Annotated in this window: 15 protein-coding genes and 2 pseudogenes; 9 read left to right on the top strand and 8 right to left on the bottom strand. The window is 49.8% G+C overall.

The window, feature by feature from the left end; all coding sequences use genetic code 11:
* Window positions 1-2: 2 nt before the first annotated feature.
* Entirely contained in the window at window positions 3-905 is a 903-nt protein-coding gene (locus CLOSYM_RS01860) for a LysR family transcriptional regulator (RefSeq protein WP_242828635.1), read from the bottom strand.
* A 206-nt stretch (window positions 906-1,111) separates the two neighbouring features.
* On the opposite strand from CLOSYM_RS01860, the gene CLOSYM_RS01855 reads away from it, so the two are divergent.
* Window positions 1,112-2,029 (top strand): electron transfer flavoprotein subunit beta/FixA family protein, encoded by a 918-nt coding sequence (locus CLOSYM_RS01855; protein ID WP_021640715.1) that lies wholly within the window; start codon window positions 1,112-1,114, stop codon window positions 2,027-2,029.
* 217 nt (window positions 2,030-2,246) lie between these two features.
* Window positions 2,247-3,254 (top strand): annotated as a pseudogene (locus CLOSYM_RS01850) (3'-5' exonuclease).
* Window positions 3,255-3,338: 84 nt separating this feature from the next.
* Here the strand turns inward: CLOSYM_RS01850 and CLOSYM_RS01845 are convergent.
* The gene (locus CLOSYM_RS01845) at window positions 3,339-3,893 is read right to left on the bottom strand and encodes a TetR/AcrR family transcriptional regulator (RefSeq protein WP_024738865.1); all 555 of its coding nucleotides are present in this window, start codon (window positions 3,891-3,893) and stop codon (window positions 3,339-3,341) included.
* A gap of 112 nt (window positions 3,894-4,005) precedes the next feature.
* Here CLOSYM_RS01845 and CLOSYM_RS01840 point away from each other — a divergent pair, with 112 nt between their 5' ends.
* Complete coding sequence (locus CLOSYM_RS01840; protein WP_003503834.1) at window positions 4,006-4,791, top strand: EFR1 family ferrodoxin; 786 nt, start codon at window positions 4,006-4,008, stop codon at window positions 4,789-4,791.
* A gap of 29 nt (window positions 4,792-4,820) precedes the next feature.
* Here CLOSYM_RS01840 and CLOSYM_RS01835 read toward each other — a convergent pair whose 3' ends face one another.
* Window positions 4,821-6,410 (bottom strand): D-alanyl-D-alanine carboxypeptidase family protein, encoded by a 1,590-nt coding sequence (locus tag CLOSYM_RS01835; RefSeq protein WP_021640711.1) that lies wholly within the window; start codon window positions 6,408-6,410, stop codon window positions 4,821-4,823.
* A 267-nt stretch (window positions 6,411-6,677) separates the two neighbouring features.
* Window positions 6,678-7,370 carry a TIGR01906 family membrane protein gene (locus CLOSYM_RS01830; RefSeq protein WP_003510962.1) on the bottom strand — a complete coding sequence of 231 codons (693 nt, stop codon included), beginning with the start codon at window positions 7,368-7,370 and terminating at the stop codon, window positions 6,678-6,680.
* 266 nt (window positions 7,371-7,636) lie between these two features.
* On the opposite strand from CLOSYM_RS01830, the gene CLOSYM_RS01825 reads away from it, so the two are divergent.
* Together CLOSYM_RS01825 and CLOSYM_RS01820 are read left to right on the top strand one after the other, a co-directional pair.
* Complete coding sequence (locus CLOSYM_RS01825; protein ID WP_003503839.1) at window positions 7,637-8,338, top strand: HAD family hydrolase; 702 nt, start codon at window positions 7,637-7,639, stop codon at window positions 8,336-8,338.
* Between the two features lie 25 nt (window positions 8,339-8,363).
* The gene (locus tag CLOSYM_RS01820) at window positions 8,364-8,543 is read left to right on the top strand and encodes a hypothetical protein (protein ID WP_003503842.1); all 180 of its coding nucleotides are present in this window, start codon (window positions 8,364-8,366) and stop codon (window positions 8,541-8,543) included.
* Window positions 8,544-8,548: 5 nt separating this feature from the next.
* Here CLOSYM_RS01820 and CLOSYM_RS01815 read toward each other — a convergent pair whose 3' ends face one another.
* The 3 genes and pseudogenes from CLOSYM_RS01815 to CLOSYM_RS01805 all read right to left on the bottom strand — a co-directional run bounded on the left by CLOSYM_RS01815 (window position 8,549) and on the right by CLOSYM_RS01805 (window position 13,503).
* Complete coding sequence (locus CLOSYM_RS01815; RefSeq protein WP_003503843.1) at window positions 8,549-9,916, bottom strand: sodium:solute symporter family protein; 1,368 nt, start codon at window positions 9,914-9,916, stop codon at window positions 8,549-8,551.
* Between the two features lie 126 nt (window positions 9,917-10,042).
* Window positions 10,043-11,449, bottom strand: coding sequence for a sodium:solute symporter family protein (locus CLOSYM_RS01810; RefSeq protein ID WP_003503845.1), 1,407 nt, complete (start codon window positions 11,447-11,449; stop codon window positions 10,043-10,045).
* A gap of 104 nt (window positions 11,450-11,553) precedes the next feature.
* Window positions 11,554-13,503 (bottom strand): annotated as a pseudogene (locus CLOSYM_RS01805) (oxidoreductase).
* Between the two features lie 310 nt (window positions 13,504-13,813).
* Here CLOSYM_RS01805 and CLOSYM_RS01800 point away from each other — a divergent pair.
* The 4 genes from CLOSYM_RS01800 (at window position 13,814) to CLOSYM_RS01785 (ending at window position 19,813) form a co-directional block, all read left to right on the top strand.
* Window positions 13,814-15,109 carry a helix-turn-helix transcriptional regulator gene (locus CLOSYM_RS01800; RefSeq protein ID WP_021640704.1) on the top strand — a complete coding sequence of 432 codons (1,296 nt, stop codon included), beginning with the start codon at window positions 13,814-13,816 and terminating at the stop codon, window positions 15,107-15,109.
* A gap of 201 nt (window positions 15,110-15,310) precedes the next feature.
* A complete protein-coding gene (locus CLOSYM_RS01795) occupies window positions 15,311-17,269 on the top strand; it encodes an oxidoreductase (protein ID WP_044902044.1) in 1,959 nt (652 codons plus the stop codon).
* A gap of 280 nt (window positions 17,270-17,549) precedes the next feature.
* Window positions 17,550-19,409 carry a heavy metal translocating P-type ATPase gene (locus CLOSYM_RS01790; RefSeq protein ID WP_021640701.1) on the top strand — a complete coding sequence of 620 codons (1,860 nt, stop codon included), beginning with the start codon at window positions 17,550-17,552 and terminating at the stop codon, window positions 19,407-19,409.
* Window positions 19,410-19,438: 29 nt separating this feature from the next.
* Window positions 19,439-19,813: an ArsR/SmtB family transcription factor gene (locus CLOSYM_RS01785; RefSeq protein WP_003503854.1), complete on the top strand. Its 375-nt coding sequence runs from the start codon at window positions 19,439-19,441 to the stop codon at window positions 19,811-19,813.
* A 99-nt stretch (window positions 19,814-19,912) separates the two neighbouring features.
* On the opposite strand, the gene CLOSYM_RS01780 is transcribed toward CLOSYM_RS01785, so the two are convergent.
* Window positions 19,913-23,665 (bottom strand): diguanylate cyclase domain-containing protein, encoded by a 3,753-nt coding sequence (locus tag CLOSYM_RS01780; protein ID WP_021640700.1) that lies wholly within the window; start codon window positions 23,663-23,665, stop codon window positions 19,913-19,915.

The raw sequence follows: 23,665 nt of genomic DNA, 5'->3' as shown, positions 1-23,665 counted from the left end.
CGTTAGTATAAGACGCTGTTCAGGGAATAGGTGAGGAAGTCCACCAGTTCTTTGATCAGTGTTGGTTTTGGATAATTATTTCTTACGGCCAGCATCATCGGATAGGGAAACGCATTGTCTTTAAATGGTATGGCCCGCAGTTCCGGATATTTGGGAACCAGATTCGACGTATTGGAGTCGATGCACAGGCCGCACAGGCCGTCTTCACTGCACAGCTTGTACATGTAAACCGTGTCGCTGGTACGGCGAACGTCGGGGGTGAATCCCTCCGCCTGGCAAAGCCGCAGGAATTTATTGTACGCAAAATCATTGATGCATAAAATAAATTTTTCATTTCTCAAATCTTTAATTTCCAGCTCCTCCTTCGATGCGAGAGGATTGCTTTTTTCCACAATCAAAAGACGTCTGGTGGAGGGCAGGCTGTAGGTGATGAAGCCGTCCGTATTCTCATAATCGGATATCACGACAGCATCCAGCGTCCCCGCTTTCAGACACTTTAGGCCCTCGATATAGCCGTGCTCATACGGTTGAATTTCCGTATGCGGGTGCAGCTCTTTAAAATATTCCCAGATCTTTTTTGAACCGAAGTAAATCAGTCCTCCCGACAGGCCAAGCCGTATTTTTCCCTTGTGGCGCGTGGCCGATTCTTCCAGCTTCAGATTTAGCTGGTCCCATTCCGCAAGAATCGGGCGGCTGTCCTCCAGAAGCTCCTGGCCGAACTGGGTCGGTATCATGCCCTTGGGGGTCCGGTAGAACAGGGCGGCGCCCAGTTCCTTCTCCAGTAACGACAGGGATTTGCTGAGAGCCTGGTGGGAGATAAAAAGCACTTCCGAGGCCTTTAAAAGGCTGCCGCTCTCACATACCTGCATGAAATAACGTAACTGTCGTATTTCCAATAATCTCACCTTCCCGTATATGTGTACACGTATCTATGGTATCTTCACTGTACTGCCTGTTTTGGCAGGATGAACTGTGACCTATATTATACATCACTTTATTTTTGGATGCAACTTTCAGTTGCATTCCTGTAAAAATTTAAACTGCTATTTTTAGAAAATTTGCTCTGATACAATAAATACATAGAAAATTAAAAGGACGGTGGAAGAAGAATATGAAGATTATTGTATGTGTAAAACAGGTTCCCGATACAACGGAAATTAAAATTGATCCTGTGACAAACACACTGATACGCGCCGGTGTCCCCAGCATCGTGAATCCATATGACGCATATGCCCTGGAAACGGCACTCCGTTTGAAGGAACGCTATGGGGCGGAGGTCCTTGTTATTTCCATGGGACCGGAGCAGGCCAAAGAAGCGTTAAAGGAATGTCTGGCGGTAGGAGCGGATCGGGCATGGCTCATCAGCGACAGGGCGTTCGGCGGTTCCGACACGCTGGCGACCAGCTTTGTACTGTCCCGGGCAGTTGCGTGGCTGAGCAAAGAGCTGGGAGACGTCGGACTGATCCTCTGCGGCAAACAGGCGATAGACGGAGATACGGCCCAGGTTGGACCGGAGATGGCGGAACATCTGGACCTCCCCCAGATTACCTATGCATCCGATGCAGAGCTGTCGGAGGACGGGGTTTTAGTGAAACGGGAGAATGACGACGGTTACGACATGATTAAAACAAAACTTCCGGCAGTGGTAACGGTAACGAAAATCTCCGGGGAGACAAGACTTATAAATCCTCAGGCCAGTGAGAAGACACTGGCAAAAATGACAACCTGGTCAACGGTGATTGTCGGTTTAATTGCCCTTATCCTGTCATTGCAGTTTTCCAGCATTATCTCCCTGCTGTCCATGGCCTATACTTTTATGACGGCTGGAGGATTGGTGATGATAGCGGGCGGAATCCTCTGGAAGAAAGGGACGACCCAGGGTGCCATTGCCAGCTTCCTGATTGGAATTGCCTGTGTTATTGTCAATAAAATGGGATTACAGATGCCGATGGCATCCATCTTCCCGATATTGCCGTCTTTGATTGCCTATGTGGCGGTCAGCCTGATGACACAGCCGAAAAAAGGCTGAGCCATTTTGCCGGTGCGAAAGAAAACAGGGGAAGGATAAGACTCATCCAATCACCCCACAACCCCGTCCGCCGGCCGTCCCGGCGGCGTCCTCACCTGCTAAACGAAACCTGGACCAGGAAATTTCAACCACCTAATAATACTCGACTTATGTCTCATAATGTGGTAAAGTTATATAGTGTGACTTGATACCAAATGAATGATTGGAATGTATAGTTATGGGACAGTATATTGTATTAGACTTGGAATGGAATCAGAGTCCTCTTGGGAAAGACGGCTCCATGGATCGGCTGCCGTTTGAAATTATTGAAATCGGCGCGGTCAAGCTGAATGCTAGTTTATAAATCATATCGGAATTCCGCCGTCTGATCCGGCCCAGAGTATACCGGCAGATGCACTTTAAAATTTCTGAAGTAACCCACATGTCGATGGATGAACTGAATATGGAAGGCGAGGAGTTCGGCAAGGCCATGGAAGAGTTTCTGGCCTGGTGCGGGGACGACTATAAATTCTGTACCTGGGGTTCCATGGATTTGACGGAGCTTCAGAGGAATATGGTGTACCATGGCCTGGATATTCCTTTCCGAATGCCGCTGCTGTATTACGATCTTCAGAAAATTTACGGACTGATTAGGGGAGATAAGCAGAAGGATTCGCTGGATACGGTTGTGGAGGAGCTGGGGATTGCGGAAGACAGGCCGTTTCACCGGGCGCTCGATGATGCGTATTATACCGGGCGTATCATGGCCGAGATGGATTTTTACAGCATGGTGGAGTATGTCTCAGTGGATTATTACAGGCCGCCGGAGACAGAGGAAGATGAGATTTACCTGGAATTTCCGGGATATGCGAAGTTCGTATCCAGGATGTATGATACAAAAGAAAGAATACTTGAGGAGCGCAGAGTGACGGACATGGTCTGCTACAAATGCCGCCGTACACTAAGGAAAAAGATTAGATGGTTTTCCTCAAACCAGAAGTTCTATTTTTGCCTTGCTTATTGCCCGGAACACGGTTATATGAAGGGCAAAATCCGCATTAAAAAATCGGAGGACGGTTCCGTCTTTGCCGTTAAGACGACAAAGCTGATAGGAGAAGACGGTGCGGCTCTGATTACGAAAAAGAAGGAAGAAGCAAAAAAGAAGCGGGCAGATCGCAACAAAGCGAAGCGGGCATTCAGAAATAATTCGGATAAATCTGTATCAGAAGAATGCGGAACACTTTAAAAAGATAGTGGGAGAATATCGGAAACGGTATTCTCCCATTTGTATTGAAGGCGGTGACCTGCGCGGGGAGCATGCCGGTAATCGCTATAGATTTTCAGGCGCGCCCTGGCGCTGGCTGAAACTGCCGGCAATCCGTAAAAACTCGTCGGTCATGGCTTCGGGAGTTTCCCTCATGCCGCCCTCAAGCCAGCAGAGCAGCATATTATAAAATGCGCCGGCAAAATAATAAAGCTCATATTTTGCAATGGAATTGGCCGGCATATCGCCGTAGGCATCAATCTCACAGTCTGTGATAACATCCAGCAGAGTGGTGGAAATCTTTGCATGGTGAAACGCCAGCACGAGATCGGCATGTTCACGGTAGAACCGGAACTTATACAGTATCATCTCCCTGCTGTGCGGACTCTCAGTTAAGGCCGGCATTTTTTCATGATATTCAAGACTCAGTTTATGGATTCCATAGCCGATAATTTCTTCCACCGATTTAAAGTTCCGGTAGAAAGAAGCCCGGGCAACACCGGATTTTTCAATTAACTCTGTAACTTTAACCTTTGACCAGTCTTTTTCGCCTGCAAAATCAACCAGTGCCGAGAATAAACGGTCTTTTACCAGTTGATTGGCTATTTTTCTTTTATCCATGATGATACATTTTCCCATATTTTGTCTCAGGTTGACGCATTGACATCAACGATCTATGTGATACAATATGTATCATATAAAGATTTCTTTAATCTGTCAAGAGGAGGAGCATATGGTTTTTTATTTTAGTGGTACGGGGAACAGTCAGCTAGTGGCAGTCCGGATAGCAGAAATGACAGGCGATAAGGCAGTATCGATTAACCGATATATGAAGAAGGGAGAAAAAGCGGTGTTCCGTTCGGAACGCCCGCTGGTATTTGTTGCTCCTGTATATTCCTGGCGTCTGCCAAGGGTGGTGGAGCAATGGATTATGGAGAATGATTTTGAAGGCAGCCGCGATGCTTATTTTATATTGACCTGCGGCGGCAGCGGCGGAAATGCCGCTGTTTATGCGGAAAAACTCTGCCGCCGAAAAGGGCTGCGTTATCGCGGTCTGTGTTCGGTGCTTATGCCGGAAAATTATCTGGCTCTGTTTCCCACCCCAGGTGAATCCGAAAGCCGGGAAATTATTGAAAAAGCCGGTCCGGTCATAACCGATCTTGCAAGGCAGATTCAATCAGGAGAGACATTGACCGCGCAGCCGGTTTCCCTTGTCGGCAAGATTGAAAGCGGCCCCGTCAATCCGCTGTTTTACAGACTTTTTGTAAAAGATAAAGGTTTTACTGTTTCTGATAAATGTATCTCCTGCGGAAAATGCGCCCTGCGATGTCCGCTGAACAACATATCCATTGAAGGCGGAAAACCCGTATGGAAGGGCCGCTGCACCCACTGCATGGCCTGTATCGGGGGATGTCCCACGGAGGCAATCGAATACAAGGCTAAGTCCAGCGGGCAGCGCCGCCATTATATCATGGACGATTCTCTTTGCTGGAAGAATGAATGTCCAGAAACGCTGTAGTTCTCCATCCGGCCAGAAACCTAGTAACGCTATTTTCTTTTTCGTCCTTTACCGGCGGGAGCTTTCCGTTCCCGCTCAGGGGAGGAAATTCTCTTCTGCTGCATCATCAGGTCAAAATCAGCTTCCGAAATTCCCGTTTCCTTTAACCGCTCGGCTCTGCGCCGGCGCCGCTCCAGTAAAGCCGCCTCTTCCTGCGCCCTGCGCCGTTTGAAGACCAATACGGCAAATGTCCCGGAACCGCCGGCAACAACGACGACGGCGAGAATCTTCCAGAACAGCGACGGTATTTTGAGGGAAATACTGAATTTATTGCCGTCCTGTTTTGACGGCTCCGATTCGGGCGGCTGTGCTGCTCCATCCGCGTTTCGCGCTGACGGTCCTGGGGCCGGTTCCTTGTCCTCCGGATGTGAAATATCCGGATTTTCAGCAGCGGGAGCCAACGCAGACGGCTGCACTTCAAGGAGGGCCTGGGGCAGAGCCAAACCGGCATCGGAGACAGCATCCTTTAATGTAAGGTAAGCGTGTCCAACCGTTCTTTCTCCCAGCAGGTAATTTACGCAGGCGATTGCCCCTGACGGAGCTCCGGCCGGCAGTGTGTAATCAAGAGATACGGTTGTTTCGGAAAAGTCCGCTGTAACCGGAAGAATAATTTTACTGTCCGGATCAATGGTCAGCACCTGCTTTTCAGAGGTGGGCAGGCCGGATATTTTCAAATCGTCGCCAATGGTAGAAAATGTTTTATCATAATCGGCTATTCTTACCGCTTTAAAATTATTAAATCCAAAGTTCAGCAATGCCTTTGTGTCGCTGTACTGGGTCCCGGAGCTGTGCAGGATGACGGTAACAAACTTCGTATCTCCCTGCTGTGCGCCAATGACCAGCGTATTGAGAGCAATGGAGGTATAGCCGGTCTTGCCTCCGATTACATCGGGACGGTACTGATCCGGCCAGTTTTTCTTGATCATTTTGTTGCCGGGGGAAATTCCCTGGCCTTCCGGGTTCTTCTTATTGGGAGGCAGCTCATAGTATGTAGTTGCCACTATTTTTGAAAAATCCGCGTTTTCAAATGCCGCCTTTGTAATCAGCGCCATGTCGTAAGCGCTGACATAATGGTTTTCATCATTCAGTCCGCTCGGGTTTGAAAAATGGGAATCCTGACAGCCGAGCTCGGCCGCCTTTTCATTCATCAGCACGGCAAATTCTTCCGTTGTGCCGGAAATGTGTTCAGCCAGGGCATTAGCCGCTTCATTGGCAGACTTTAAAAGCAGGGCGTAAAGACAGTCTTTTACGCTGGCGGTATCTCCGGTATCATAACCGGCGCTGCTGCTGTTGGACTCCACATTGTACACCGCATTCTGGGAAAAGGTCACCGTCTCATCCATCGAACAGCGTTCCAGCACAATCAATGCGGTCAGGACCTTGGTGATACTGGCCGGGGCGTACGTGGCGTGGATATTCTTTCCATATATTACGGCGCCTGAGTTGGCATCCATAATAATACCTGCATCGGACTCAATGGACACGTTGTCCGGCCAGTCGGCTGAAGCCAGCACGGTGGACGGACAGAGCCAGGCCATCAAAAGCAGGGATAATAACATGCTTATAATTTTTCGTTTCATTCTATAATCAAATCCTGTTCTTGTTAATAATCAGCGGGTTTCTGTCACTGTATATATTAATATTTGTAATATAAACGTAATTACTATTTAACAGTATATAGGAATCCGAATTTCATGTAAAGAAAAATTGTCCACATGTGGAAAAGTCTGTAAATTCCATGTTATTGTTTACATCATGCATAAAGAGGCATGCTGTGAACCAATGTCACTTAGTTAAGCAGGTGAGGACGCCGCCGTAGGCCAGCGGACGGGGTGGTGGGATTGTCCTTACGGCTGTTTTTCCGGCGTCCGGCGGATAAAAAAAATACATATGGCGAACAACAGGATGGTTGCCGCTGCAAAAGTGACACCAATTCTGGCAGCGGTATCCACAAAAAATGGTTCCGGGACAATGTTTATCAACAAATCGGTTGATGGATCCAGAATCCACAGGTCATTGGTAAAGAATATTTTGTGGAAAAGTATAAAATATTTCGTGAAGTCTGTGGATATTATGGCTGCAAGGGCAGCAGTTAATGCAAAAAACAGCGCAGTACCGATACAGAGCATCCGAGGCAGCAGGCGTTTTATATCAGCTTTCGTCCGCCAAAGCAGTGCGATGCTGAGAAGGATAATCACTGCACAAATCCTGCGGATGGCGATCGCAGCTAAAAAGAGATGCTGCACATCGACCATATGGGCGATCTCCCGTTCATTGAAAAACTCCCGCTGAACGCCTCCCACAGTTGTGGGGACATGAAGATCCGCCCTCTTACCACGGAGAAAGGCCATCATCTCCTGCGTCACGTCCAGAAGATCCTCCATTTCCATATTTACATCCTCTGCAACACCATATTTTTCATACTCTTTTTCATAATAGCCCGGGGTCCAGTATGCGACAGCCTCTACCGATGTGATCAGAAAAATAATCATCAGGCAGAATGCGCACAGGATACCGAGAAAATGCTGGAAATATTTCATCACTTACCTGGCAGAAACACCGGCTTTTACGGAATATTTCTGCGGCTCCTTTCTCAGATAAACAGCCGTCCGTTAATCAAGACGGCAACAATCGCTTTGTTCCATAATGTAAAGTACCAATAGATTATAGCAGAAAGCCAATGCGGGGAAAAGGTCAGTCGGGCGGAAAAATTGTGAATTTTTTTACAGCCGTCCCCGGAAGACCTTGCAAAGAACCGCAATTCTCCTGTATACTAACAGCAAAAGGCAGAAATTCAGGAGGATTTATGATAAAAGCAGTTATATTTGATATGGACGGGGTTATTATAGACAGCGAGATGGAGTACTTAAAATATATCTATGAGTTCGCTAAGGAAAAGAATCCGGACATCCTGATCGAGGATCTGTACGGAACGGTTGGAACGACAAAACGGGACTGCTGGATTGTGGTGGAGAAGGCGGTGGATAACGGTGAATCCTGGGAGGAGTTAAGACAGCAGTACCGCAGCCGCTGGGACGAGGTGTTTGAGTTAGTGGATTATCAGGCCATTTTCCGCCCGGAGGTTCTTACGGTAATGGACTGGATACGGGAGAGAGGATTTAAACTGGCTGTTGCATCCTCCACCAACATCGAGCAGGTCACAAAGATCCTGACAATGAACCATGTGGCAGAGCGTCTGGAACTGATGGTAAGCGGAGGAATGTTCAAAAGGAGCAAACCGGATCCGGAAATCTATTTTTATACGGCAGAGAAACTGGGGGTAAAGCCGGAGGAATGCCTGGTGATCGAAGACTCCACCGTGGGGATTACCGCGGCCCACAGCGCCGGAATGCATGTGGCGGCTCTGATAGACCGCCGGTTTAACTTTGACAGGAGTCTTGCTGACTTTGAACTGGGAAGCCTGAATGACATACCTGGGCTGGTTGAAAAAATAAGCGGTAATGCAGTCCGGCGTGCCGTTTATCCAGATTGGCTGCAAAATATCTGATTGACAACGGCCACAGCCGGATTTTGTGCCTGAATGGACCGTCTTACATATCCGGGCACATGAGGAGGCAGGGCTGCCCGTTTTTCCGGAGCTGATTCGGGAAGTACCGGTAGCGGAAAGCAATATACCCTATATTCTGAAACAGATGAAACAGGAGGACGCGGGATTTACCGCAATCTTTGCATTCAGCGACAGCATGGCCTGACCGTATCAGCCGTTTTTTTCCGGTGCGAGGAGACTGACGGCCGCATATACCGCCGCGCTTATCAGAATGCTGGAAATACTGGCGTAAGGCAGGCGTATCAGTTCCAGCGAGGCGGCCAGCGAAACTGCCATGCCTGCAAAGGCGCTGTACAGCGCTCCGCGGCTGGTGCCTTTTTTCCAGATGACGCCGCCCAGGAAGGGAACGAGACAGCCGGAGGCCATCAGGCTGTATCCCATGGAGAGTACCCGGATAATGTCGTTCATTTTCAGCGCCAGAAGTATTCCGATGCAGCAGACTGCCATATCGGCCAGAAGCATCAGGCGCCGGCAGGTTCTGCTGTCTGCTCCGGGATTTACCATACCAAGGTAGATATCATGGACAAAGTTTGCGGCCACGGCAATGTAAGCGCTGTTGCAGGAGGAGACCACGGCGCAGATTACGGCCGCCAGGATCACGGCGGCCACGGCGGTGGGAAGGCGCGTGAGCAGCAGAGAGGAAAATACATTTTCAGCGGGAATACCGGGAAACAAAGCGCGCCCGTACATGCCCAGCAGGGGCGGAATGAATGCGACCGGGATCAATGTCAGTCCGGCCAGAAGATAACCGCCTCTGGCCGATTTGAGGGATTTGGCAGAGGCGGCGCTCTGGAATGAGATCTGGTTCACTGAGCTTGCCAAAACGATGGGAGCAGTCATAGAGACTAAAAATTCGGCGCCAAAGGGCGCTAGATGAAAGCTGGAAGCAGGCAGAGCGGCTGCCAGTACCCCAGGACCGGGAGCGGACATCATCAGAAACAGGGCTGTGGACATTCCGATAAAGATAATGACGCTCTGGATGGAGGAGACTGCCATAGACCCCCATAAACCAGCGGCGTTTGAGTATACCAGCGCGATAACCGCAGTCAGGACGACACCCCACTGGGCCGGAAGGCCCAATGTCAGGAATATGGCCCTTCCGGCCAGAAGCTGCCCGGCCAGCAGAGAAACGCTGCAGGAGATACTTGCGGCAGTATAAATCATACGGGTCGCATGACCGCTGTAACGGCGGGCAAAATAATCGGCCGGGGAGACATAGTGATGGGTGCGGATGAAACGGCACAGGGCCGCAGTGATAAAGTAGGAAAGCCCGCAGCCGATACCATACCAGGCGCCCGCAATGCCGTAGCGGGCGCCGTATTCCGCACCGCCGATGACAAATCCGCTGCCGATTTGGCCGCCGATGGCGCTGCCTGCCAGCAAAAACAGGGAAGTTTGACCGGGGGCCGCGATAGTGTCCTGAAAGCTGCGTATCCGGCGGCTTGCTCGCCTGCTGATGAGCAGCATCGCAGTTCCATAGGACAGCAGGATTAAAATAACAATGGACGGGGTGGTCATAAGGTGCCTCACTTTCGGTTGAATAGGTGAATTTGGGTGGAGTAGAATGAGGGTGCTGCAAAATTAAAGCAGCACCCTCGGTATTAGTTCGTTCGCCCCGCAGGGGCGCCTGCAAAATTGCGTTTTCTATGCGGCCTGCGCCTCTGTATTCTTGCTGCAAAGACTTACGATAATGTAAGCGATGGCAGACGGAATGACAGGGAAGATTCCGGCCGGTATGATACTGCCAAACGGGAATACGACACCGGTCCAACTGATAAGTACGGTGGCAACGCCAACGATGGAAGCGGCAACGGCGCCGGCTGCAGTGCCTCTTTTCCAGGCCAAACCGCCGACAAACGGAACGAAACAAGCGGCAGCCAGGAAGGAGTATACGGAGTTCAGAAGCCCCAGGATGCTGCTGGCGGACAGAGCCAGAGCGGTTGAGGTAGCCATGAAGCCGATATTGACTCCCAATGTAATTTTCTTTAACTGGGCCTCTGTTGGGTTTTTCTTCAGCGTGCCCTGCCAGATATCGCGAGTCAATACAGTTGACATCGTGATCAGGCCGCAGTCGATGGTGGACATGCAGGCGGCCAGAACAGCGGCGATAATCAGCGCGCAGACAATGGCGGGAAGTTCCATCAGGATGACATCGAAGAAAGCGCTGTTTCCGGTGGCGCCGTATTTAAAGGAACCGTAAGAGCCGATAAAGGCGGGCATCAGAGCCAGCGGAATCATAACAAGGCAGGAAAGATAGCAGGCAATACGGGAAATCTTCGCGCTCTTTGCGGAGTTAACACGCTGATAAGTCGGCTGGTCGGTTACGATACCTAACAGCAGAGGCAGCATCATGCCTGCAAAACCGGCTGCGGACAGACCGCTGAAATCCAGAGAGGAGCTTGCCAGGTTACCGGCCTGAATGGCTGCGCTCATCTCGCCTACAGCGCCCTTGCTGAACAGGACAATCGTGGTGGCAACGAGGCCGACCAGGATAACGCCTGTCTGGATAACGGAGGTGGCAAAAGCGCCCCACAGTCCGGAAAGCTGAGAATACAGCAGAACGACTACGGCAATAGAGATAGCGCCCACGTTGCCCGGCAGCCCAAGCGCTTCAAAAAGGGCCTTGCCTGCCATAATCTGTCCGGCAATTAAGCCGATGGAGGAAATAGCGGTACTCAAATCATAGATAGTGCCTGGAATTTCATTGTGATAACGTTTACGGGTATAGTCTGTCATAGACATATAGCCGTTGTTATAAATAAAGTTATTCAGAAAAAGAGCTACCACGACTGTGGACAGCGCACAGGCAATACCGTAGGCGGCGCCTGCAAGTCCGCTGACAGCGCCCTCTGCAGCGCCTCCGACCACGAAACCGTTGCCTATCTGGCCTCCGATTGCGCCTCCCATCAGAAGCAGCACTCCGGCGGAGCGGCCCATGCTTAAATATCCTTCAAAGTTGCTCGCCTTGCTGCGGCCCATCCATCCAATCACGACCATTGCTGCAAAATAAAGTATTAATACAATTACGATAGTTGGAATCATTGCGTTCATATATCATATTCCTTTCTGCCGTGTTACGGTGTGAACACGGTCTCCAGATTATTAGGGATATGTAACAGTTCATACAACATGAAATGTTACAGGATATATCTTATCTATTCAATATAAGAGCCTGCATCATAGCCCTCGTGAATCGCCAGACGGACATTCCGTGCCTGCCTGCAGTCGCCGATCTTCCAGAATTCCGGGGCACAGGAGCGGAAAGACTCCGCTTCATCCAGCTTCGGAGCCAGGCCAGCGGCAATTATGACCGTATCGGCCGGAAGCTTGATTTCTTTCCCGTCCTGCTCTGCCGTAACGCCATCCGGAAGAATGCCGGTACATCGCATGCCGGTGCGGGCCGTAATGCCAAGCCGTTCCATTTCCAGCAGAACTGCTTCGTGGTGAAGAAAAGGTGCATCACGGCACAGCTCAGGTTTCATCTCAAGGACGGTCACTTTCTTACCCAGTTCACCCAGAAAGATACTTTCCTCACATCCAACCAGGCCTCCGCCCAGAATGACTACATTCTGTCCAATCTATTCCATATGCTCATGCATCCCGACTGCGGAAACTGCGATTTCAAGGTCCACGCCCGGCACAGGAGGCACGATGGGATCGGCGCCGATGGCACAGACGATGGCGTCGGTCCTCAGGCTCCTTGCCAGTTCCGGCGTCATACCGGTATTCAACATGACGGTTATCTTACGCCGTTCCACTCTCCGGATTAATACCTGCATAAGCTGATCCAGCTTTGATTTGAACGAAACGTGTTCGGCAAAACGGATAGCTCCTCCCAGCCGGCCGGATTTTTCCGCCAGGATAACCTGGTGTCCCCGGTCGGCCAGTGTGATGGCCGCCTCCATACCGGCAGGACCGCCACCGATGACAAGCACTTTTTTAGGAATGAGGGCAGGACAGACGTCCTTTTCGGTATATTCGCGCCCGGCTACCGGATTGACGGAGCATCGTGTCAGGCGGGAGGAATATTTGACATAGGGGACAAAGGACTCACTGATACAGTGGTTGCACCGTATGCAGGGAGTGACATCATCGGCCCGGCCGCCGCGGAGCTTGCCGGGCATCTGGGCATCGGCAATAATGGAGCGGCCCACGGCGATGATATCGGCTTTGCCTTCGGCCAGCACCTGTTCCATCAGCTCCGGTTCATCCAGTCCGCCCACAACGGCCACCGGTGTTTTAACGGCCTTTTTAATAGCGGCCGCAAATTCCACATTGACGCCAAATGGGTGGAACATGCTCGGAACCATATGCTGATTGGTTTCCGGGTAATGGAACGTACCGGCAGTCACATGAATCAGATCGACTTTTCCATCCAGTAACTTTGCAAATTCAACCTGATCATCAATGGTCAGCCCGCCTTCTACCAGTTCACTGCCGCTTAACCGGAACTCGATCAGGAGTTCGGGGCAGCGCCTGCGGATGGCATCCACCACCATGAGGGAGATTCGCGCCCGGTTTTCCAGAGAGCCGCCAAATTTGTCGGTCCGGTGATTGTTCAGCGGGGACAGGAATTCATGAAGCAGCCAGCCGTGGCCGCCATGGATCATAACCATCTCCACACCGCCCAGCCAGGCCATCTCCGCCGCATTGGCAAAACAATTCACTATGTAGTCTATCGTTTTTTCATCCAGCGCGGTGTAATCTTTTCCCAGGTGCCCGGGGGCGTCGCTGGGCGCCCAGATTGGTCCGTCGTAATATTCCGGATTCGCCCGGCCTCCGGGATGAAGAATCTCGATTGCGGGAATGGCATTGTGGCGCCTGATGGCGTCAGTTGCCAGAATCAGGGAAGGCATAACTTCCGGATCATCCAGAGCCAGGCACAGGAGATGGGATATTCCTGTTTTCAGGTCAATTCGGGCCTCTCCCATATTGACAATGGCGGCGCCTCCTTTGGCTTTTCGTTCAAATATGGCAATGTTATCCGGGGTAAAGTGAGCCTGGGGGGTCAGATTGGCCACCGACACAGGAGCCGCTTCAATCCTGTTTTTTAAGACGGTACGGCCCAGCCGGAGCGGCTGAAACAGATGTGCATACGGATGCATGGCAGTCCTCCTTCTCATGTCCCATTCTGGTTTGAGACATATTGAATAATTTGATTGCGGCACAGAAAATAGCTTGTTGATATTATAATTTGATGTTTTGAAAAAGTAATTAAATAATTCTGATTAGTGATTTAAAAATTCTGATATTATCTGCCGCTGATCACGGGGGTACTTTTCACACGGTAATGTCCCGTGCGGCAATTGGGCGCGTTACTGTTCACAAAATGGACGGCATTGCGGTCTTGTGTTTACCGCCTGTATTTGCTAAAATTTAAACAAAGAAGAGTTGGGTAGGGGGAGGTACAAGAGGATGGATAAATCGAAAAAGATACCTGAATCACTGGACTATTGGAAAAAGTATATTACTCTGCATCACGTATTGGCCTGTGAACTGTCTTACAGCTTAATCTATAACAATATTCGCCCGGATAAGGTCGGAGATGCCCTGGCCACCGTAGGGCTTGACACACTTCCCAACCGGTTTTTGCTGCTTCAGGTGGACGATTATTACAATTACAGCAGCAAGATGATTATCACCCAGGAGTTTTTTCAGAAAACCATCCTGATTAACCTGATGCGGGAATGTATGGACAGCATGGGACTGAAGGGATTTATGGCCAATCTGGTGAGTCTGGACAAGATAATCTGCTTTTTGTGCTGTCCGGAATGGGAGGGGCCGGATATCAACAGACGACTGATGGAGGTTGCGGAGTGCTTTAAAAAATGTGTCCGGACAAAAAGCTCTTACACGATTTCCGTCTGTATCAGCCAGCAGTGCAGCAGGCTGGGGCAGTTTTCCCTGATGTATCCAAGAATGGATCTGGCGCTGAGCAAAAGCTACTTCTCGGGAAAGGAGTTCAATATCCTTTTGGAGGAGGTGGAGCCGGATGCGGAGGAGGTCCGGGAGGAGGCCGATATAAATAAATTTTATCCTGAGCTGCTGGCCGCTTTTGCCAGAGGCAACCGGGACCAGCTTGAGGAAGTGCTTCAGGGAATTGTACGGGCACTTCTGGAGGGACGGACGCGCCCGCAGAAGGCGAAGATGGAAATGATCCGGCTGCTTCAGCGGATTGAGGATTACTGTGTGCGCTGCGGCGTGCCGGAGAGCTGGATTCAGCGGCGCAGCGACGCAGCCATGACCAGGATCCTGTCATGCGGCTTTGTGGGGGATACGAGGATCTGTTTTCTGGAGTTTTATGACGAGGTGACCCAGGCATTGGGAGAACACAGTGCAGACGAGGAGTATTCCTTTAAAATTCCTGTTACCGAGTATATTGATACCCACTATATGGAGAATATCAGGTTAGGCAGCCTGGCAGATATCATGGGATTCAGCGAGGGGCATTTCGCCCGCATATTCCGTAAGGAATTTGGCATGACTTTTGTCCAGTATCTCACGGAATGCCGGATCCAGCGCAGCAAGGAACTGCTGGCCGATACCTCGGTCCCGATTGAGCAGATCGCCTATAGAGTCGGGCTGAACAGCTACAGCTATTTCTGCACCTGTTTTAAGCGTACCTGCGGTATTTCCCCCGGGGCCTTCCGGGCCGGAGCCGTCCGGAGCGTGGAGGCGGATTCCTTAAATGTTCCGGAGAAGAAAAGTTGAAATTTTAAAATATAATGTTTAAATATTGAATAACATTTGGAACAGCAAACTGTTAGGATGTACATATTGGCACAGAAAAAAAAGCGTATTCTGGTAAAAATACACAAACTGTCCGGCGGCGCGGTGTTGTTCCGCCCCCGGGTTATCAGCAATCAGAATCTGGCTGAAAGCTGAAAACATTTTAGAGAATAGGAGGCCTATATGTCCCATTATCCACATTTGTTTGCGCCTATCCGTGTGCGCAACGTTTACATCAAGAACCGTATTGAGTCTGCACCCATGTCCGCCAGCGGCGACGTTCCATTCTATACCCGAGAGGCGTATGAAATGTATGATACCATTGCCAGGGGCGGCGCCGGTATTGTAACGCTGGGTGAGGCAGGCGTGCATAGCCTGACCGATCATGCCCATCCAACCATGCCGCATCTGGATGACGAAAATCTTCTTCCGACCCTGATTCAAACCGTTGACACCGTACATAAGTGGGGAGCGCTGGCTTCCATCGAACTGACCCACTCCGGCTGCCGCGCAAAAGGCGCTTTTCTGGCGGAGGGCGGTTATGTCATCGGACCCAGCCCAATGGAGGCGAATCTTTACGGAGACAAAGTCATCGAAATGGACGAGGACATGATGAACATGATAGCAGATGCCTATGCGCAGGCTGCCTACATGGCCGAATTTGCAGGCTGTGATATTGTAAACATCCATGGCGGCCATGGATGGCTGATCAGCCAGTTCCTGTCCGACCTGAATAACCACCGCACTGATAAGTACGGCGGCTGTATAGAAAATAAAGCGCGGTTCCCGCTTATGATTGTGGACCGCATCCGCCAAAGATGCCCGAATCTGATTATCGAGTTCCGTTTAAGCGGTGAGGAGGATACCGAGGGAGGCATCCCGATTGAAGAAACGGTGGAATTTGCCAAACTGCTGGATGGAAAGGTGGATATTATTCATGTTTCCGCGGCGACCTTCCATGATACGGGAACCGCATCCCGCATGTTCCCGTCCGTGTTCTACCCCAGGGGCTGCAATGTAGAAAATGCTGCGAAAATTAAGGCTGTCGTAAAGGAATCCCTGGTTTCCGTTGTCGGAGGCATCAATGATCCGGATTATATGGAGTCTGTGCTGGTGGATGGTAAAACCGACTTTGTCGTGGTCGGCCGGCAGTTTATAGCGGATCCCGACTGGCCAAAGAAGGCCCGTATGGGAAAAGCCGATGAAATCAGTAAATGCATACGCTGCGAGACATGTATCAGCGCCGGCTTTATTCCTCATGTTCCGTTTTCATCCGGTGTGCTCCGCTGTACCGTGAATCCGGCCTGGGGACGTGAATATGAGAATACCCGCAAAGAAGAGAAACCGGACCGTGTAAAGAAAGTACTGGTAGCAGGCGGGGGCCCGGGCGGCATGGAAGCGGCAATTACCGCTGCGCGCCGCGGACATAACGTGATTCTGTGTGAGAAGAGCGATCACCTGGCTGCCAACCTGGACTACTCAAAACAGCTATCCTTCAAAAAGGATATTGTAGAGTTCCTCAAATCCATGATGCTCAGGGTACAGCGTACCCCAAATCTGGAACTTCGTCTGAATACGGAAGTTACCGAGGAGCTGATTCTGGCAGAGAAGCCGGATGTACTGATTGCCGCCTGCGGAGCTGAGCCGGTGAATCCGCCCATACCAGGGCTTGACCGGCCCATCGTACATCACATCACCGATCTGTATAAAAAACACATTTCCGTCGCTAAGAAGGTGGTAATTATCGGAGGCGGCCTCGCCGGAAGCGAGGAAGGCCTCGGCCTTGCCTGGGAAGGCCACGACGTAACCATCGTGGAGATGAGGGACGGGCTGGCAAAAGATGCGCCTTATATTCACTGGCGCCATCTGCTCACAAAGCTGAACGAGTCCGTTCATTCCTATTGCTCTGCTAAGGTATTGTCGGTGGAGGAGAATGGGGTTAAAATTGTGGATGCAGACGGTACGGAACTGCTTCTGGAAGCTGACACCGTTCTGGTGGCAGCAGGCATGCGCGGCATTTCTGCACAGCTGGATAGCTGGCATGAGCTGGCCGGGGAGGTTATTTTTGTCGGTGACTGCCGTAAGGCGTCCAAGATTCAGGAGGCAATGCGCACAGGATATTGCGCCGGCCTGACGATATAATTATATAGTGGAAATGGGCAGGACTTTGACTCGATTCAAAGTTCTGCCTTTTTTATGTCTAAATACGGATCAAAGGAGCTTATTACGTTTTACAAAGTATTTACAATTTTTATATTGACAGTTGAGCATATGTTCAACTATAATATGCTTGACAGTTGAATATGTACTCAACTGTATGAGAGATATTTTACGGATGATTTTGTGAGATATAACTCTTATCTATTGATACTTTATAATACGGGAAACCCATGATAAATTTAAGAAAGGTATAGGTAATCAAATGGAATCCAATAAAAAGCGTTTAATCCGTATTGCTATGGGCGCAGTTCTTTTCACTGCCGCAGTCCTGGTGAATACAAATAGTTCCATAATCAAAGCGGTCCTTTTTCTGGCGCCTTTTATCATCATAGGCGGAGATGTCATTCTGAAAGCGTTTAAAAATATCGTCCGCGGCCGGATATTTGATGAAAATTTTTTGATGAGCATTGCAACCATCGGCGCATTTTTAATCGGGGAATATCCGGAAGGCGTCGCTGTCATGCTGTTTTACCAGGTAGGGGAATTATTTCAAAGCTATGCCGTGGATAAGTCGCGTAAATCCATTGCCGGTCTCATGGATATCCGCCCCGACTATGCGAATATCCGAAAAAACGGACAGATTGAGACGGTTGCACCGGATAAGGTGGCTGTCGGCGACATAATCATCGTTCGGGCCGGGGAAAAGGTTCCTCTTGACGGAGTTATCCTGGAAGGGAACTCCCTGATGGATACCAAGGCTCTGACTGGAGAATCGGTTCCACGGGAAGCGGTCACGGGGGATACGATTTTGAGCGGTTTTATTAATATGAGCGGACTGCTGACTGTACGGGTGACGAAGGAATTCGGCGAATCCACCGTCAGCAGGATACTCGATTTAGTGGAAAATGCAAGCAGTAAGAAATCCAATTCTGAAAACTTCATAACCAAATTTGCCCGCTATTATACACCGGTTGTAGTCGTCGTTGCCATATTGATGGCGGTGATTCCTCCTCTCGTTATTCCGGGAACCTCTTTTTCTGTTTGGATATACCGCGCTCTGACCTTCCTGGTTATATCCTGTCCGTGTGCGCTTGTCATTTCAGTGCCTATGAGTTTTTTCGGCGGGATTGGAGCCGCTTCCCTGAGCGGCGTTCTGGTTAAGGGCGGCAATTATCTTGAAGCGCTGGCACAGACGGAAACCATAGTTTTTGACAAGACAGGAACCCTGACTAAAGGTATATTTAAGGTACAGTCCATTGAACCAAAAGGGATTTCCAAAGAAGAACTGCTGCGTTTGACAGCTTATGCGGAAAGCTATTCCAGCCACCCCATTTCTCTTTCTTTAAAAGCGGCTTATGGGAAAAAGATTGACAGCAGTCTTGTTACAGAGGTTGAAGAGATTGCCGGACACGGTGTCACGGCTGTTGTGGACAATCACAAAATCGCCGTCGGCAGCAATAAAATGGTTCTCCGGTACGGTCTGCCCCCGGCAGACACCGGTGATGCGGCGGGCACCATTGTCCATGTGATAGTAGACGGAGAATACCGCGGCTTTATCGTTATCGCGGATGAAATCAAGGAGGACGCATTTAACGCTGTGGAGGCTCTCAGAAATTTACAGGTGAAGGAAACCGTAATGCTTACGGGGGACACCGATGCCATCGGCAGGTCGGTAGCAGCCCGGCTTAAACTTGACAAGGTTTACACGGAGCTTCTTCCCGGCGATAAAGTGGAGAAGGTAGAGGCAATGATGAAAAACAAATCAGCCAAAGGAAAGCTGGTTTTCGTAGGTGACGGGATTAATGATGCGCCTGTGCTGGCGCGCGCCGACCTTGGTATTGCTATGGGCGGCCTGGGGTCAGATGCCGCCATTGAAGCCGCGGATATTGTTATCATGACGGATGAACCATCCAAAATAGCTACAGCCATAAAAATATCAAAAAAAACGCTGACAATTGTCCGCCAGAATATTATACTGTCTCTGGCAGTAAAATTTGGCGTCCTGATTTTAGGAGCCGCCGGATTAGCCACTATGTGGGCCGCAGTGTTTGCCGATGTAGGAGTGTCTGTAATTGCTGTTCTGAATGCTGCACGCATTCTCAGCAAGAAACAATATATGTGAGTAAATTGTAATAACAGGAGGAGGTTACCATGGAAATGAAAGACAGCGGCTGTCATATTGTGAATGAAAAATTGGTGGAGGAAGCTAAAGCAGGTATATCCAACAGGGCTGAATTAGATTACCTTTCAGAGCTTTTTAAACTATTAAGCGACCCTACCCGTATGAAACTGGTTTTGGCCTTATCCTGCGGGGAGATGTGTGTCTGCGATTTGGGCGCAGCTCTTGGCATGACAAAGTCTGCAATTTCACATCAGTTGAAAACCATGAAGCAGTGCAGTGTGGTTAAGTCACGCAGGGAAGGGAAAAATGTTTTTTACAGTCTTCACGACCAGCATATGACAGATATTATAGCCCTTGCGGCATGCCATGCCGGCCATGTCCGACCGGTTTCAGAGGAAGGCTGATGTGATTCATATTCCCGGAAAAGAAAACCCGGCTAAGGGGCATATGCTTAAGCAGATGCTTCTTAGCCGGATTTTCAATATCGGGCGGCGTCTCCGGTTTTATTCCTTATACGGCGTAATATCATGGCAGGAGAGCAGACAGGCGTCCTGCGACTCCCAGCGGATATAGGAGGCATCTGCCATGGACCAGACCTTGAGGACAGGATTGTAAACTTCCATTGTCTGGTTAATGTTAATCCGGATATCGCGCACAGGGCAGATTCTGCAGGGAGTATTCCTGTCAAAGAAAGCTTTGTAACACGGCATTCCCAGACGGGCCGACGGAGCAATGGCGTAGGTCTTGGCATTGATATATTTCAGCGCATAGGTGTCGGGATCGATTACATAAATCCAGGAATTCTGGTTGTCCAGCACCATTTGGAGATTTTCGGCCATGGCCACCGCGCGGTTCTGTGCCCGCATTTTCAGCAGGAAGGTGGATAATAGCTCTGAAATAAAAATCAGCGCATCAATCTGAGCCTGTGTCCAGATTCGTTTGTCTTTACAGTCGTCAAACCCCACATAACCGGTAAATCTGCCGTCATTGCGTATCGCACACTGCAGCAGGGAATGGATTCCCTGTTTATGAAACATATTGTACAGTTTGGGCGGAAGCGTGGCGACATCAGGGCAGAAAAAGACGCCGTTCTCGTTAAAGAGATCGCAGTAACGGCAGTTTCCGTCCATGAATTTACTGTAGTCTACATTCTGTAAATTAGCAATTTCAGATTTAATTCCCTTATTACACCATTCAAAGGTATTATTGCAGAAGGTGCCGTCATTCGTGTCCTCGATAATATAGACACGGCTGACATTACATTTTTGCCCTACCATCTCCAAGATGGAATTGATGGCCGCCTCCTGATTTCTGGCCTCATAAAGCACTTGAAATGCCTGTTGGATGATGCTGTATGTTACCAGGTTCAGTGAGTCGTCAGACTCAATTCGGGTGCCGGCCGCCGGAAGCTGATCTGAATTCCGGATAAATCCGCCGGACATAACGGTCCTGTCGTACAGTGCGTATTGATCCTTGCCCTGCTGTTTGGCATGGTAGAGCGCCTGATCGCATGCATGGAAAAGTGTCTGGTAATCGGAGCCGTCGTCAGGGCAGCAGGAGATACCGATGCTGCATGACAAATGGTAATCCTGCAATTCATCCTTCAGTACATTGTGGAACGCGTCAACGACTCTCTGGGCGCGTGCGTGCAAAACCTGGTCATCGGCAAAGCTGCACATATATACCAGGAATTCATCACCGCCGATCCTGACTATGACGTCCCCGGTACGGAACAAACGCTGGAGCTGTGAGGAAATTTCAGTCAGCACGGCATCACCGAACATGTGACCGTAGGAATCATTAATCTGTTTGAAATTATCGAGATCAATAATCATCATTGACGCCTGCTCCGAGCCTCCCCGTTCCTCCAGAAGCTTCTGGATTTTATGGCGTCCCGTACTTTTATTATACAGCCCGGTGAGGGCATCGCGTTCCGCTTTTGCGGTCAGTTCCTGGGTTTTTCGCTTCTCGGCGTCAATATCCAGTATAACCCCGACAGCTTTGATTGGATTTCTGTTCCGGTCAAACTGTGTGGTGGCACGTACCCGGCACCAGACATAATGACCGGCTGAATTTGCTATCCTGATTTCAAGCTCACGGTACGGAACACCATTTCGTATACTCTCCATCAGGGCTAAGAAGGATGGTACATCTTCTGGAAAAAGATGGGAGGCATTCGGAATCCGGCTAAGGCTGCCTTCGGAATCCGGCTTATACCCAAACTTCTTCTCCCAGTTGGAGGAATATGAAATCATATCGCTTCCGATATCCCATTCAAAAATAATATCATTTGTCTGATCCAGAATGATCTGGTGGCGTTCCATTGTCAGCCTCAAATCCTCCTGGGCCTGCTTTACCTGGGTCATATCTGTGAGAACGCAATTGATGTACTCCTTGCCGTCCCCGGAAACGGACAACTGGCATTTATCGAGAATCCAGATTATGCGTCCGTCCCTGGCAAGTATCCTGTATTCCAGTTCAATGGGGATTCCAAGCAGAAGCTTCTCGTGGAACCGGGCAATTACCTCGGCCCTGTCGTCCGGGTGTATTATATTGAGGTAATGACCCTGCAGCTCATCATTTAAATCGGTACGGCTGTAACCTGAAAGGTTGAAAAACCCCTGATTGGCATCAATAATAGTAAACCAGCGGTCATTTACACATTGCAGGATGCCCACCATCAGGTTCTGTATTTCCGTTATTCCCGAGGAACGTTCGGACTGTGCGGCCTGAATTGGCGGACTTTCGAGCCTTTTCCATACGATGAGAATACGGTGGGAATGCGGTGCCTGAATATTGATACGCAGAGTCACAGCTTCATACCAGAGATAATCACCGGTGGCCCTGTGGAGAACACGGTATTTGAGCGTGTGCTTCAGAAGGCCGTTTTCAACGAAATCATGGATATAATTATCACTGGAACCGGCCACGATGCCTTGGTCCTCGGTATGTACCGATTTTTCGGTGAAATTTTTAAGGGCTTCTTTATAATTACCGCCGGAGCGCAGCGGTTCAAAATCTTCGCTGGCTATATAAACAAGATGGTAGATACCTGTGCTTAAATCCACTTCCATTACGGTGGAATCAGCGCAGCGCAGCATAGCCGCATATTTCATCTGGCCATATTGCTGTGTATCCTGTTCTTCCGTCTGTCTGAATTGTGGCAGCGCAGGCGCTTTTCTTAAGTCGGCTTTTGGGGAATGTCCGTCGGCATAGCTGTGGGTCAGACGGACAAATTTTTCGCGGGAGCTTTTAAAGCATTCCAGCAGTTTGGGCGAAAACACACCGCATTCTCCGTTCAGAATCATCGTGTACGCCTTAGCCGGTGAAAAAGCCTTTTTGTATACGCGGTCGGTGGTAAGTGCATCATATGCGTCGGCGATTCCCACTGCCTGCGCACAGATGGGGATACTGTCTCCCTTCAGCCCGTCCGGATACCCCTTACCGTCCCAGCGTTCGTGGTGATACCGGCAAATCCGGTAGGCATAGCGCAGATACTCTTTATCATCCATCCGATCAAGGCCCGAAAGAATTTCACAGCCCTTTTCCGAATGGGTTTTCATAATTGAAAATTCTTCGGCGGTGAGCGGCCCCGGTTTATTTAAAATAGCATCGGGAATCGATATTTTACCAATGTCATGCAGGGCGGATGCGCTTGCAATAATATTAATGGTGCGTTCGCTTAAATCATATTCCGGATAACTGTGCATGATATTTTCAAGCAATATCTTTGTGAACATACGGATTCTCAGGATATGCTGGCCGGATTCCACGCTCCTGTGTTCAACGACGGAGGAGAGGGCGTCCATCAGTACATCCCGGGACTCGCGCAGCTTTACGGACTGGAGCTCCACCAGCTCCTCCAAATGCTCTCTGTGCAGATTCAGTTCAATGGCATTCTGCACTCTTCTTTTAACCACATGCGGTTCGAAGGGCTTCATAACAATATCGGAAGCGCCGAGATCAAAAGCCCGGACCTCACTCTCGATGGTATCTTCTGAGGTGATGATAATAACCGGGATGTTTTTAAGCAGCCTGGTCCGGTTCATATCCGACATAACTTCATAACCGTTTTTCACCGGCATGATAATATCCAGCAGCAGGGCGGCGATGGAGTCTTTATACTGATTGAGCAGAAGCAGGGCCTGTTCGCCGTTTTCAGCCTCAAGAATATTATAATTATTTTCAAATAAGGCACGAAGAATAGCGCGGTTTACTTCTACATCGTCCACTACTAACAGGGTATTACGGTTCAT

Source organism: [Clostridium] symbiosum ATCC 14940 (genome assembly GCF_000466485.1).
GTDB lineage: Bacteria > Bacillota > Clostridia > Lachnospirales > Lachnospiraceae > Otoolea > Otoolea symbiosa.
Note: the sequence above shows the minus strand (reverse complement) of the source record. Positions and strands in the feature narration are given on the sequence as shown.